Origin of the sequence: Rahnella sp. JUb53 (assembly GCF_004346065.1) — a bacterium.
Taxonomy (GTDB): Bacteria; Pseudomonadota; Gammaproteobacteria; order Enterobacterales; family Enterobacteriaceae; genus Rahnella; species Rahnella variigena.
Window position 1 is genome coordinate 81,571 of the sequence record NZ_SLYT01000009.1, and the last position, 14,287, is coordinate 95,857.

6 protein-coding genes are annotated in these 14,287 nt (G+C 48.8%); 5 read left to right on the forward strand and 1 reads right to left on the reverse strand.

The window, feature by feature from the left end; translation table 11 throughout:
- Positions 1-147 precede the first annotated feature (147 nt).
- The gene (locus EC840_RS25695; protein ID WP_132966652.1) at positions 148-4,239 is read right to left on the reverse strand and encodes a calcium-binding protein; all 4,092 of its coding nucleotides are present in this window, start codon (positions 4,237-4,239) and stop codon (positions 148-150) included.
- 324 nt (positions 4,240-4,563) lie between these two features.
- Between EC840_RS25695 and EC840_RS19410 the strand changes: the two genes are divergently transcribed.
- The 5 genes from EC840_RS19410 to carB all read left to right on the forward strand — a co-directional run bounded on the left by EC840_RS19410 (position 4,564) and on the right by carB (position 14,125).
- Positions 4,564-6,669 (forward strand): type I secretion system permease/ATPase, encoded by a 2,106-nt coding sequence (locus EC840_RS19410; protein WP_132966654.1) that lies wholly within the window; start codon positions 4,564-4,566, stop codon positions 6,667-6,669.
- On the forward strand, positions 6,629-8,140 hold the full coding sequence (locus EC840_RS19415; RefSeq protein WP_243701100.1) for an HlyD family type I secretion periplasmic adaptor subunit: 1,512 nt from the start codon (positions 6,629-6,631) through the stop codon (positions 8,138-8,140). The genes EC840_RS19410 and EC840_RS19415 overlap by 41 nt, the downstream gene beginning before the upstream one ends.
- Positions 8,141-8,411: 271 nt before the next feature.
- Positions 8,412-9,233 (forward strand): 4-hydroxy-tetrahydrodipicolinate reductase, encoded by an 822-nt coding sequence (gene dapB / locus EC840_RS19420; protein WP_132966656.1) that lies wholly within the window; start codon positions 8,412-8,414, stop codon positions 9,231-9,233.
- A 477-nt stretch (positions 9,234-9,710) separates the two neighbouring features.
- Positions 9,711-10,883: a glutamine-hydrolyzing carbamoyl-phosphate synthase small subunit gene (gene carA / locus EC840_RS19425; protein ID WP_113876320.1), complete on the forward strand. Its 1,173-nt coding sequence runs from the start codon at positions 9,711-9,713 to the stop codon at positions 10,881-10,883.
- A 17-nt stretch (positions 10,884-10,900) separates the two neighbouring features.
- Entirely contained in the window at positions 10,901-14,125 is a 3,225-nt protein-coding gene (gene carB / locus EC840_RS19430) for a carbamoyl-phosphate synthase large subunit (protein ID WP_132966658.1), read from the forward strand.
- The last annotated feature ends 162 nt before the right edge of the window (positions 14,126-14,287 follow it).

The window sequence follows — 14,287 nt, forward strand, 5'->3', positions numbered from 1 at the left end:
AAGAAATTGGCTGTCTGAAGAATTGATAACCGTTTCGTAGGAGAATAAGGGGATAAGTGAAAATTCAGGAGTGGCTGCCTGCATGATGATTATGTGGGCAGATTGACTGAAAGCGCGACGGGCAACCCGCCGCACTTAGGGGAATGATTAAAGCGAAGAAGTAGTTATCTGATAATAATCCCTCATTTGATCAGTAATTAAAGGTGGCGTAGTTTGCGGGGCCCCAAAGACGGCCATGGCATTGATCAGCTGCGTAACCTGCGTGGTTGCGGCAGCAAGACTTTCAGCCGCAACAAAATGCGATGTGTTTTGTGAGATTGCGGCAGATAAAGAGGTTGAATGATTCGATACTGTGATGTCAAAAGATTGCAGGGCTGCACTCTGACGTGCCGGGATCAATGTGTCGGTCTGTGTCACAGTCATAAGATCTTCATTTGTCAGCGTAGTATCACTGAATTCCAGCTCGTAACGCTTGTAATTAATGGATCCAATGAAATAATTCTTGAGTGTCACACTATCGCTGTTCCCGTAAGCATAAATAACGAGATCCTGCCCAACTCTCTCAGTTTCCATACCTGTTGAACGTGCACCGCTAAACACTAATCTGTCTGTCTGATCAATATTTGAACTGTAATCGGTTAATACATCATGCCCGTGACCTTCGCGGAACATATAGAGATCAGCACCGCTGCTTCCCCCATCCAATGTATCATCCCCAGAGCCACCGGTGAGGCGATCCTGGCCTTCGCCCCCAGTCAGGGTGTCGTTGCCTGCGCCGCCGCCGAGGGTATCGTTGCCGTTGCCGCCGGTAAGGCGGTCGTTGCCTGCTGCGCCCTCCATGACGTCCTGACCGTTCCAGCCGCTCTGAACGTCATTGAGGTCGGTACCGATAAAGGTCACGGGCAGGGCGGCGATACCGGCTTCATTGAGGGTGATATCATCAAAGGCAAAACTGACGTGACGGTTCCTTGCGTCGCTGAGAAAGCCACTCAGGGTGACGCTGTCGTCGCTGCCGTAGGCGCGGATGATAAGGTCGTTGCCGAGGGAGAAGAGCTGAACGTCGGCGGCGCGTGCGCCGGTAAAGCGCAGGGTGTTGAGGTCGGAGCCGGAATAAACATAGTCGGTCAGGGTATCCTGCCCGTGGCCGGTGGCGAAGACATAGGTATCGGCACCGTTACCGCCGCTCAGCGTGTCGTTGCCGCTGCCGCCGGTGAGGCGGTCGAGGCCTTCGCCCCCAGACAGGGTGTCGTTGCCTGCGCCGCCGTCGAGGGTATCGTTGCCGTTGCCGCCGGTAAGGCGGTCGTTGCCGGCTGCGCCCTCCATGATGTCCTGACCGTCCCAGCCGGTCTGAGTATCATTGGTTTCGGTACCGATAAAGGTCACGGGCAGGGCGGCGATATCGGCCTCGTTGAGGGTCACATCATCAAAGGCAAAACTGACGTGACGGCTCCTTGCGTCGCTGAGGAAATAGCGCAGTGTAACGGCATCGTCGCTGCCGTAGGCGCGGATGATAAGGTCGTTGCCGAGGGAGAAGAGCTGAACGTCGGCGGCGCGTGCGCCGGTAAAGCGCAGGGTGGTGATATCGCTGTCGAAGTAGACTATATCCGTCAGCGAGTCCTGCCCGTGGCCGGGGGCGAAGACGTAGGTGTCAGCACCGTTACCGCCGCTCAGCGCGTCATTGCCGGTGCCGCCGGTGAGGCGGTCGAGGCCTTCGCCCCCAGTCAGGGTGTCGTTGCCTGCGCCGCCGCCGAGGGTATCGTTGCCGTTGCCGCCGGTAAGGCGGTCGTTGCCGGCCGCGCCCTCCATGACGTCCTGACCATTCCAGCCGGTCTGAATATTATCGTTTTCGGTACCGATAAAGGTCACGGGCAGGGCGGTGATATCGGCCTCGTTGAGGGTGGTATCATCAAAGGCAAAACTGACGAGACGGTTCCTTGCGTCGCTGAGAAAGCCACGCAGGGTGACGCTGTCGTCGCTGCCGTAGGCGCGGATGATAAGGTCGTTGCCGACGGAGAAGAGCTGAACGTCGGCGGCGCGTGCGCCGGTAAATCGCAGGGTGGTGATATCGCTGTCGAAGTAGACTATATCCGTCAGCGAGTCCTGCCCGTGGCCGGGGGCGAAGACGTAGGTGTCAGCACCGTTACCGCCGCTCAGCGTGTCGTTGCCGCTGCCGCCGTCGAGCAGGTCATTGCCGCTGGCACCGATAAGCCTGTCATCACCTTCCCACCCAGCCAGATGGTTATTGTTGTTATCCCCATTTAATATATCGCTACTTACCGTTCCAGTAATATTGTTAATGCCTATCCTATTTACGATATCGCTAAATTCAGGATGGTAAACAAAGTAGTTTGTGAAAAGAGTTTTTAAGTTTATATAATCTTTAGGGTAAGTATTTTTTATTAAGGAGAGATATTTTTCGAATTGTTCAAAATTCAGGGATAACTCTTTATTTTCATTGTCAATGTCTGTTTTTATTAATGAAAACTCATGGGGGTAATAAGTGGGGATTAGAAGTTTTGCTGATACAAATTTCTCGAAATCAATAAATTCTTTCTTGATAATTTCCCCAGCATTTACACCTGGGTTTTTGGAGTTGGTGTTATTTTTATACGAGTCTCCTGTCGCAAGCTCCAATGCGGAAATTTGTCTTGCGTCGATGTAATTGCCACGGCTTGTAGGTGATATATCGTTCACTCCTGCCCAGATAAATATAATTTTTTCTAACGCTCCCTCAAGGCCTGGTTTATTGATATATTCAATGACAAGTTCCCTAAGTTCATTGTTCTTCGACATCGCAATGTGAAGGGAAGGAATATTTCCTAATCCGGCGATATTTGGCAGCCAGGATACATTTTCAGAAATTTCGAAATCGCCACTGTAGATTGTATTTTGTTTGTCGACATCAAACCAAACATCTGCTGAGCCAGTTTGTTTACCATCTTCAAACGTAACAATACTGGTCTGTTTGTGAGCATTCTCTTGGGCATCGATAAAAGTGCTTGAGGAATAGTTGGTGTTAATGGAAGCAATGCCAACATCGGATAAACTTTTTAATTCATTACTATCTAAAATAGCGTTGCCATTCATATCCTGCCAAATCATTAGCGTCGACCAAATGGTATCGAGATTGCTAATCAGGCCATCTTTATTTTCATCGAGTTCTTGTAAAACCTCATAGCCATTTTTAGCCAATGAACCATCTGCCATTAAAGTATTATTACCAAATAACTCAGCACCTGAGTTAATCTGACCATCATTATTAATGTCTCGTGCTAAAAATGCATCGTCTTTTTCTGCCCAGCCACTTTTTTCAGAGAAGCCATTATTATCGAGATCAAAAAAAACGCCATCTTTTAAAGAAATTGTTTCCACACCGTCATTATCTAAATCTATGATAATGGGTGAACTCTGATTTTCTGCCTCATCAAGTGAGGGACCTTGACCATTTTCAGACATTCCACCGCTATTCATTTTACGCCATGCATCATAAGCATTTATCGCAGGAATCAAATTACCCGTCGGATTGAGACCCGCAGCCTCAAGAGCTTTTATCAGACCCGGATTCATGCCCTCAGGAAATTTCAGACTACCATTCGGAATACCTAATTTCTCTGCAATACCAAGGTCATCCCATGCCTGCTCGGTGAGTATCGAGACGACCAGGCCTAGTGCCATAATTATTGGGGCTTTGATGACGGGGGGTAAAGGTGCTAGTTTCGTTCCAGCTGCGAATGCAGCAACTGCAACTGCAGCATTCGATGTCATTGTTTTTGCTATATGGTTAGTTACGGAGTCACCAGAAATAATCACGTCGGCTAAAGCCGCTTTGCTTGCATACTTATCTAAGATGTCAAAAGCAGGAGAACGGTCAGTTTCCTCCAATTCGCTCCACAGGTCCGCTATCATTGAAGCCTGCTGAGCTAGATCTCCACTCCAGCCAAAAAAGCTCGTTGTATCATCGTCTTTACTAGTTTGTAACGAGTCATTATTTATAAACGAAAGTAATTCATTATATCCAATTAGCTGTGAAATATAGCTTTTAACTTCATACTCAATTGAATAGGCTGTATATTTGCAGAGAGAAGGTGTAACTTCATATCCCTCAGAATTATAAGTATGCTTTATTATGTCCTGAAGTTCTTTCATTCCTTCAGCAGAAAAAACCATTGGTACGATCTGTAACCATTTATCAGGGGTGGTAATTTTAGATGTACTATTATTTGAGTTTATATATCCCACGCTAAATTCCTTCTGTTGGAGGATGTACTTGAGGAGTATTAGATAGATATTATCGAGATATATCAAATTTTATTTTTTTACCGTGTATTAGTGTGGGGGTTATGAGTTGGGGGTTTTTATTCATGCGCTGCATTAATAGTATCATTTAAAGTAAGGTGCATAACCGGTGATCATTGTTTTAAGTGATGCGTATTTTAGATTGTATGAGGCATGCAAAAAACATAGAATTTAGACTCTTGTCATATTCACCGATTTATGGAGTTTTACTAATTCCCACGTTGTAGTGAATAGAATGTTGTTGTTTCCTAACGTTGAGTCTCCATTATGAAAGATAATATAGAAATTCTTGCTCTTGTCATTCTGGCCCAATACCACGGTATTGCTGTAAATCCACAGGACATCTTGCATCGCTTTAACTGCGGTGAAGAGAGATTCAATAAAACAAACTGGCTTCTCGCTGCTAAAAGTATAGGTTTAAAAGCTAAGTCGGTAAGTACTCCTGTGAAACGACTTTGTAAAATTACCCTTCCGGCCCTCATGTGGGATGATGCAGGGAATCATTTAATTTTGGCAAAAATAGATGGTTCTCAATATCTCATTCAGGATCTAAATATAAAGAAACCTGTCATTCTGGAAGAGAAAAAGTTCCTAACGCGCTATACGGGTGAGCTTATCCTGATTACATCCCGGGCTTCGGTGTTAGGTTCCTTGGCTAAATTTGATTTCACGTGGTTTATTCCCGCGGTTATTAAGTATCGAAAAATATTGTTGGAAGTTTTGGTTACCTCTGCTGTGATCCAGTTTTTTGCCCTGATTACACCCTTATTTTTTCAGGTCGTTATGGATAAGGTATTAGTCCACCGCAGCTTTAGTACGCTGGATGTGGTGACTGTTGCGCTGCTGGTTGTCGTACTTTTCGAAGTCGTGTTAGGGGGCCTGAGGACTTACATTTTTGCTCATACCACCAGCAGGATTGATGTTGAGCTGGGTGCTCGCCTGTTTCGTCACCTGTTTGCTTTGCCATTGGCCTGGTTTGAGAAACGGCGGGTCGGGGATACCATCGCCAGAGTAAGAGAACTTGAACAGATCCGAAATTTCCTTACAGGCCAGGCTCTGACATCGGTGATGGATCTCAGTTTCTCTTTTATCTTTCTGATCGTCATGAGCTTTTATAGCGGGTGGCTTACGCTGGTCGTGCTTATTTCCTTACCTTGTTATGCATTCTGGTCAGCAGCTATTAGTCCTGTATTACGCGCCCGCCTGAATGAAAAATTTGCCCGCAATGCTGACAGCCAGTCATTTTTGGTGGAATCAGTCACTTCTGTTGGAACCATCAAATCAATGGCCGTTGAACCCCAGATGACTCGAAACTGGGATCAGCTGCTGGCCAGTTATGTCCATGCTGGTTTTCGTGTGACAAGGCTTGCAACTATCGGGCAGCAGGGTGTGCAGCTGATTCAGAAATTGGTCATGGTCGCTACACTATGGCTGGGAGCGCGGCTGGTTATAGGTGGTGATTTAACCGTGGGGCAACTGATTGCATTTAATATGTTAGCCGGGCAGGTTGCTGCGCCGGTTATTCGTCTGGCTCAGTTATGGCAGGATTTTCAGCAGGTTGGAATTTCAGTGGCGCGCCTGGGTGATATTCTTAATACCCCAAACGAAAATAGTAGCAGTCGGCTCGCGCTGCCTGAGATCCAGGGGGAAATCCATTTCGAGCAAGTCTGTTTCCGTTACCGTCCTGACGGGCATGAAGTACTGCGTGACCTGAGTCTGAAACTCCATGCTAATGAAGTGATTGGGATCGTTGGGCGCTCTGGCTCTGGCAAAAGTACACTGACGAAACTGGTTCAAAGGCTGTATGCGCCCGAGCGTGGGAGGGTGACCATTGATGGTAATGACCTTGCTTTGGCCGATCCAGCCTGGTTGCGAAGGCAAATTGGCGTTGTTTTACAAGATAATGTTTTGTTAAACCGCAGCGTTCGCGACAATATTGCACTGGCTGAACCGGGTATGACACTTGAACGTATTATTGAAGCGGCAAAGTTGGCAGGTGCCCACGAATTTATTATGGAGTTGCCTGAAGGTTACGACACCCATGTTGGAGAGCAGGGGGCAGGATTATCTGGGGGCCAACGCCAGCGTGTCGCTATTGCCCGCGCTCTGGTCGGCGATCCCCGAATATTAATTTTTGATGAAGCAACCAGTGCACTGGATTACGAGTCAGAGAAAGCCATTATGCAAAATATGCAGGCAATCTGTCGTCATAGAACGGTATTGATTATTGCTCATCGTCTTTCAACCGTTCGCCATGCACAGCGGATTATTGCGATGGATAAAGGACAGATAGTTGAAGAGGGTACTCATCAGGAATTATTATCTCGTGAAAATGGGTATTACCGACACTTACATTCTATCCAATCATTATAGAAAAATTCACTTTATTAAAAATAACAGACGCAAAAATATGAAATTATGCATTCAGGCAATATCGGAGTTATGCCGTAATTATTGTCGCATATGGAAAAGTATCTGGCCTTATCGTAAAGATCTGGAGCCTATAGAACGAAATGAAAATGAAAAAGCTTTCCTCCCGGCCCATCTTGAACTTACAGAAACACCTGTCTCTGTTGCTCCAAAGGCTGTCGCCCGCGCAATAATATTATTTACCGCGATTGCTTTTGTATGGGCGTTGATAGGCCAAATTGATATTCTTGCCATTACCCAAGGTAAAACAATACCGAGTGGACGCAGTAAACAAATTCAGCCGCTTGAAACGTCCGTGGTTAAAAATATTTATGTCAGCGATGGACAGTTTGTTCGCAAGGGGCAGCCTCTCATCGAATTAAGTGGTATTGGTTCCGACAGTGATTATGAGCAGTCGGTAAAAGGATTACAGGCTGTACAGTTGGCTAAATTGCGTGCGGAAGCTTTGATTGTTTCGATCGAGAAACGCCAGCGTCTTTCTTTGAATAGAAAATTGGCAGAAAAATGGGGTATTCCTTCTGAGGATATTAATGAAACTGAGATTTTGGGTGAAAATTACTATCAGACCTGGGTAACCCAAAATGAAAAGTTACAGGCAATACTTAATCAATATCATGCAGAATTGCGTTCAAATGACGATCAGATCCACAAACTGGAGCGAATAGGAAAAATTGAGAGACAACGCTCGAAAGATTTTCTTGTTTTGCTCAATAAAAACTATCTTTCTCAACATGAGTATTATGAACAGGAAAGTAAAGTCATCCAAAACGAGCATGATTTGAAAAGTTTGCGTAACAAGACTCAGCAGATACAAGAAAGTATCAGTCAGGCAGAACAAGAACAGCGGTTGAATACGACGACTTTACAGCGAGATACCCTTGAAACGTTACGGCAAGCCAATGAGCAAATTCATCAGCTTTCCGGTCAGCTTTTAAAAGCCACTCAGCGACAGCACTGGATGTCATTGTCTTCGCCAGTTGATGGCACAATACAACAATTGGCTGTACATACCGTCGGCGGTGTTGTGACGGAGGCACAACCGATCATGGTTATCGTCCCTCTTGAAGATAAAATTGAGGTAGAAACACTGATCGCCAATAAAGATATCGGTTTTGTAAATGTTGGCCAACCTGTCACTGTGAAAATCGAATCGTTTCCTTATACGCGTTACGGTTACCTGACAGGAAAAGTGATTAGCGTCAGTCTGGATGCGATGGAGCATGAACAACTCGGAATGGTGTTTAGTGCAATTGTCGCTCTGGATCAAAATCATCTTATGATCGAAGGGAAACGTATTAACCTGGTTGCGGGAATGAATGTCACCGCTGAAATAAAAACCAGTAAGCGGCGTGTCATCGACTATTTGTTAAGCCCGTTACAAACTAAAGTAGATGAAAGTTTTAAGGAGCGGTAACGTGAAGCACATTTTATTCATTGTCATGAATTTTTATGCAAATAACGTTTAGCTACTATTTTATTACTCTGGACACGGCCAAGTTCCAGTTCCGTCAGCGGTTTAACACAAAACCCTACTTTTAGTAACCTGAAACCAGATGGCTTTTACTGATATTAACCGGCCTGTATCATAATTTTCTAATTATGAGGCAATTTCGCTGGCTCCCTCATGGCGGGGCCGATAACCTGATTCTGTTTCATGGCAGAACCCCTATAAGAAGAGAGTAATTATGAGTAACGCTGATATTCGCATGGCCATTGTTGGCGCAGGTGGCCGCATGGGCCGGCAGCTGATTCAGGCCGTATCCGATGCCGATGGCGTGGTGTTGGGCGCAGCGCTGGAACGTTCGGGTTCTTCCTTAGTGGGTGCCGATGCGGGTGAACTGGCCGGTGTCGGTACTATGGGCATTAAAGTGCATGACAATCTGGATGCTGTGACGAACGACTTCGATATTTTGATCGACTTCACCCGTCCGGAAGGCACGCTGGCGCATCTGGAATTTTGCCAGAAGCACCATAAAGGCATGATTATCGGGACCACGGGCTTTGATGATGCCGGTAAGGCCGCAATTAAGCAGGCTTCGGAGATCATTCCGGTCGTTTTTGCCGCCAACTTCAGCGTTGGCGTGAATGTTGTCCTCAAGCTGCTGGAAAAGGCGGCCAAAGTCATGGGCGATTACACGGATATTGAAATCGTGGAAGCGCACCACCGTCATAAAGTTGATGCACCATCAGGTACAGCACTGGCGATGGGTGAAGCGATTGCCGGTGCATTAGGCCGTGATCTCAAAGAGTGCGCGGTGTATGCCCGTGAAGGTTATACCGGTGAACGTGATCCAAAGAGTATTGGTTTTGCCACGATTCGTGCAGGCGATATCGTCGGTGAACACACCGCGATGTTTGCAGATATCGGTGAGCGCGTTGAGATAACGCACAAGGCTTCCAGCCGCATGACATTCGCAAATGGCGCTGTTCGTGCGGGTAAGTGGCTTTCTTCACATAAAACCGGTCTTTATGACATGCGAGACGTGCTTGGTTTAGAAGATTTGTAAAAGATGATTTAGATGTGATGTGGTTGTTTTGGTCATAATGTTTTGATAAAAGGGCAGTTCCTTGATTGCCCTTCTCTTTTTATTAGAAAATAAGTGTTTCGCTTATTTTTATCTTTGTGTTTTCATTTTTATGGTGTTTTCACTGGTTTTATCTGATGCATTGCATGTTTTTTGAACGCGACCACTCTTCGGTTCTGTAACAATTCCCCTTTTCTCGTCATTTTCCACACATCCTCTCCCGCAAACGGTTACTATGGCGACTTAGTCACTATTTTTATGCCAGTCAGAGAGCCTTTTCTCTGAGTTGTACGAAAAGAAGAGAAATATTGGTGCTTTTGGTAGACAAACCGTACTGCCATCATTAGAATGCGCGCAATTTGCCAAAAATTGCCTTTGGGAGCGATTTTTGCATTGATTTAGATCGAGTTATCTGAATTAATATGCAGATATTGTGATTTATTATTCTTGGAGGATGCTTTGATAAAGTCAGCGCTATTGGTTCTGGAAGACGGAACCCAATTCCACGGTCGGGCCATCGGGGCAGAAGGGTCGGCAGTGGGGGAAGTGGTCTTCAATACGTCGATGACCGGTTATCAAGAAATCCTCACTGATCCTTCCTATTCCCGCCAGATTGTCACTCTCACTTATCCCCATATCGGTAATGTCGGCACTAACGCCGCTGATGCAGAATCCTCCGCAGTACACGCTCAAGGCCTGGTCATTCGCGATTTACCTCTGATTGCCAGCAATTACCGCAGTGAAGAAAACCTCTCTGATTATCTCAAGCGCAACAACATCGTTGCCATCGCCGATATTGATACCCGCAAACTGACCCGCCTGTTACGTGAAAAAGGCGCACAGAACGGCTGCATCATTGCGGGCGATTCACCGGATGCTGAACTGGCGCTGCAAAAAGCCAAAGCATTCCCGGGGCTGAAAGGGATGGATCTGGCGAAAGAAGTGACGACGACAGAATCCTACAGCTGGCAGCAAGGCAGCTGGACGCTGGAAGGCGAACTGCCGGAAGCGAAGAAATCTGAAGAACTGCCATTCCACGTGGTGGCTTACGACTACGGCGCGAAGCGTAATATCTTGCGCATGTTGGTGGATCGCGGTTGCCGCCTGACAGTGGTTCCAGCACAAACGCCGGCAGAAGAAGTGCTGAAGATGAATCCGGACGGTATCTTCCTGTCCAACGGCCCGGGTGACCCGGAGCCATGTGATTACGCGATCGCTGCGATCAAATCCTTCCTGGAAACTGACATTCCGGTATTCGGCATCTGTCTCGGCCACCAGTTACTGGCACTGGCCAGCGGCGCGAAGACCGTAAAAATGAAGCTCGGCCACCACGGCGGTAACCACCCGGTAAAAGATATCGATAAAGATATCGTGATGATCACCGCGCAGAACCACGGTTTTGCGGTTGATGAAACCGGTCTGCCTGCCAACCTGCGCGTGACCCACAAATCACTGTTCGACCACACGGTGCAGGGCATTCATCGCACTGATAAAGCGGCGTTCAGCTTCCAGGGGCACCCTGAAGCCAGTCCGGGTCCGCACGATGCGGCACCGCTGTTCGACCACTTCATCGAACTGATTGAAGCTTTTCGCGCTACCAATAAAAACGACGCCACTCTTACAGGCAAATAAATCAGGAGCAAGAAAAAATGCCAAAACGTACAGATATAAAAAGCATCCTGATCCTGGGCGCCGGCCCGATTGTTATCGGCCAGGCTTGTGAATTTGACTACTCGGGTGCGCAGGCGTGTAAGGCGCTGCGTGAAGAGGGTTACCGCGTCATTCTGGTGAACTCCAACCCTGCGACCATCATGACTGACCCGGAAATGGCCGATGCGACTTACATCGAGCCAATTCACTGGGAAGTGGTGCGCAAGATTATCGAGAAAGAACGTCCGGATGCCGTGCTGCCAACCATGGGCGGCCAGACCGCACTGAACTGTGCGCTGGAACTGGAACGTCAGGGCGTGCTGGAAGAATTCGGCGTGACCATGATTGGAGCGACCGCCGATGCGATTGATAAAGCGGAAGACCGTCGCCGTTTCGACGTGGCGATGAAAAAAATCGGCCTCGACACCGCACGTTCCGGTATCGCACACACCATGGAAGAAGCGCTGGCGGTTGCCGCTGATGTTGGCTTCCCGTGCATCATTCGTCCTTCCTTCACCATGGGCGGCACCGGTGGCGGTATCGCGTACAACCGTGAAGAGTTTGAAGAGATTTGCGAACGCGGTCTGGATCTTTCTCCAACCAAAGAGCTGCTGATTGATGAGTCGCTGATTGGCTGGAAAGAGTACGAGATGGAAGTGGTGCGTGATAAAAACGACAACTGCATCATCGTCTGCTCCATCGAAAACTTCGATGCGATGGGCATCCACACAGGTGATTCCATCACCGTGGCCCCCGCGCAAACCCTGACCGACAAAGAATACCAAATCATGCGTAACGCCTCGATGGCGGTACTGCGTGAAATCGGCGTAGAAACCGGCGGCTCTAACGTCCAGTTCTCGGTAAACCCGAAAAATGGCCGTCTGATCGTTATCGAAATGAACCCGCGCGTATCACGTTCTTCCGCGCTGGCGTCTAAAGCGACCGGTTTCCCGATTGCCAAAGTAGCCGCGAAACTGGCGGTGGGTTACACCCTCGATGAGCTGATGAACGACATCACCGGCGGTAAAACCCCGGCCTCGTTCGAACCTTCTATCGACTACGTTGTGACCAAGATTCCTCGCTTCAACTTCGAGAAATTTGCCGGTGCCAACGACCGTCTGACCACGCAGATGAAATCTGTCGGCGAAGTGATGGCGATTGGCCGCACTCAGCAGGAATCTCTGCAAAAAGCCCTGCGCGGTCTGGAAGTGGGCGCGAGCGGTTTTGACCCGAAAGTGAGTCTGGATGACCCGGAAGCACTGACCAAAATCCGTCGTGAACTGAAAGAAGCCGGTGCCGAGCGTATCTGGTATATCGCTGATGCCTTCCGTGCCGGGATGTCCGTTGACGGAATCTTCAACCTGACCAACGTGGACCGCTGGTTCCTGGTGCAGATTGAAGAACTAGTGAAACTGGAAAATGAAGTGGCCGAAGGTGGCTTCAACATTCTGACCCACGATTACCTGCGCATGCTTAAGCGCAAAGGCTTTGCGGATCTGCGTCTGGCGAAACTGGTCGGCGTTTCAGAAAGCGAAGTGCGCAAACTGCGTCACAAATATAATCTGCATCCGGTCTACAAACGTGTGGATACCTGTGCCGCGGAATTCTCTACCGATACCGCCTACATGTATTCGACGTATGAAGAAGAATGCGAATCTAACCCGACCAACGACAAGCCGAAAATCATGGTGCTGGGCGGTGGTCCAAACCGTATCGGTCAGGGTATCGAGTTCGACTATTGCTGCGTTCACGCCTCACTGGCGCTGCGCGAAGACGGTTACGAAACCATCATGGTTAACTGTAACCCGGAAACGGTGTCTACCGACTACGACACTTCCGACCGTCTGTATTTCGAATCCGTGACACTGGAAGACGTGCTGGAAATCGTGCGTATCGAACAGCCGAAAGGCGTGATTGTTCAGTATGGCGGCCAGACTCCGCTGAAACTTGCGCGTGAACTGGAAGCTGCTGGCGTGCTAATTATTGGTACCAGCCCGGACGCGATTGACCGTGCCGAAGACCGCGAACGTTTCCAGCAGGCGGTTCACCGTCTGGGTCTGAAACAACCGGCGAACGCCACCGTTGCGACTATCGAACAGGCAGTCGAAAAAGCGGCGGGTATCGGTTATCCGCTGGTGGTGCGTCCTTCGTATGTGCTGGGCGGCCGCGCGATGGAAATCGTCTACGACGAAATCGACCTGCGCCGTTACTTCCAGAATGCGGTCAGCGTCTCGAACGATGCTCCGGTTCTGCTGGATCGCTTCCTTGACGACGCCGTAGAAGTTGACGTTGATGCTATCTGCGACGGCGAGCGCGTACTGATTGGCGGCATCATGGAGCACATCGAACAGGCGGGCGTTCACTCCGGTGACTCCGCATGTTCATTGCCTTGCTACACGCTGAGCCAGGAAATTCAGGATGTGATGCGTCAGCAGGTCGAGAAACTGGCTTTCGAGCTGAGTGTTCGCGGTCTGATGAACGTCCAGTTCGCAGTGAAGAACAACGAAGTCTACCTGATTGAAGTCAACCCGCGTGCAGCCCGTACCGTACCGTTCGTCTCTAAAGCGACCGGTGTACCGCTGGCGAAAGTGGCGGCTCGCGTGATGGCGGGTCAGACACTGGCACAGCAGGGCGTGACCGAAGAAGTCATCCCGCCTTACTACTCCGTAAAAGAAGTGGTGCTGCCGTTCAACAAATTCCCTGGCGTTGACCCGATTCTGGGGCCGGAAATGCGTTCTACCGGTGAAGTCATGGGCGTCGGCCGTACCTTCGCAGAAGCCTTTGCCAAAGCGCAGCTGGGCAGTAATTCCGGTATGAAGAAAGCTGGCCGCGCCCTGTTGTCAGTCCGCGAGGGTGACAAAGCTCGCGTGGTGGATTTAGCCGCGAAACTGCTCAAACGTGGTTTCGAGCTGGATGCAACCCACGGTACGGCGGTAGTGCTGGGCGAGGCCGGAATTAATCCGCGTCTGGTCAACAAGGTGCATGAAGGCCGTCCGCATATTCAGGACCGTATCAAGAACGGCGAATATGTCTATATCGTGAACACCACTGCTGGCCGTCAGGCGATTGAAGACTCCAAGCTTATCCGTCGCAGCGCACTGCAATACAAAGTGCATTACGACACCACGCTGAACGGTGGTTTTGCTACCGCGATGGCGCTGTCTTCTGACCCGACCGAGCAGGTGATTTCAGTGCAGGAAATGCACGCGCGGATCAAAAACTAATCTGTTCACATTCTCGTACCAGCCGCAGGTTCGCCTGCGGTTTTTTTTGTCATAAATTTCATCTCCGCACATTCAGATATCATATTGTTTTGTCAGCATTCGTTAGAAGTTACGCCAATGCCCTCACTTCAGTAATATCCCTCAGAACGATAAAAATGAGAT

Coding starts and splice junctions, on each gene's coding strand:
- EC840_RS19410 (WP_132966654.1), top strand. CDS start 4,564: ATGAAAGATAATATAGAAATTCTTGCTCTTGTCATTCTGGCCCAATAC.
- EC840_RS19415 (WP_243701100.1), top strand. CDS start 6,629: ATGGGTATTACCGACACTTACATTCTATCCAATCATTATAGAAAAATT.
- dapB (WP_132966656.1), top strand. CDS start 8,412: ATGAGTAACGCTGATATTCGCATGGCCATTGTTGGCGCAGGTGGCCGC.
- carB (WP_132966658.1), top strand. CDS start 10,901: ATGCCAAAACGTACAGATATAAAAAGCATCCTGATCCTGGGCGCCGGC.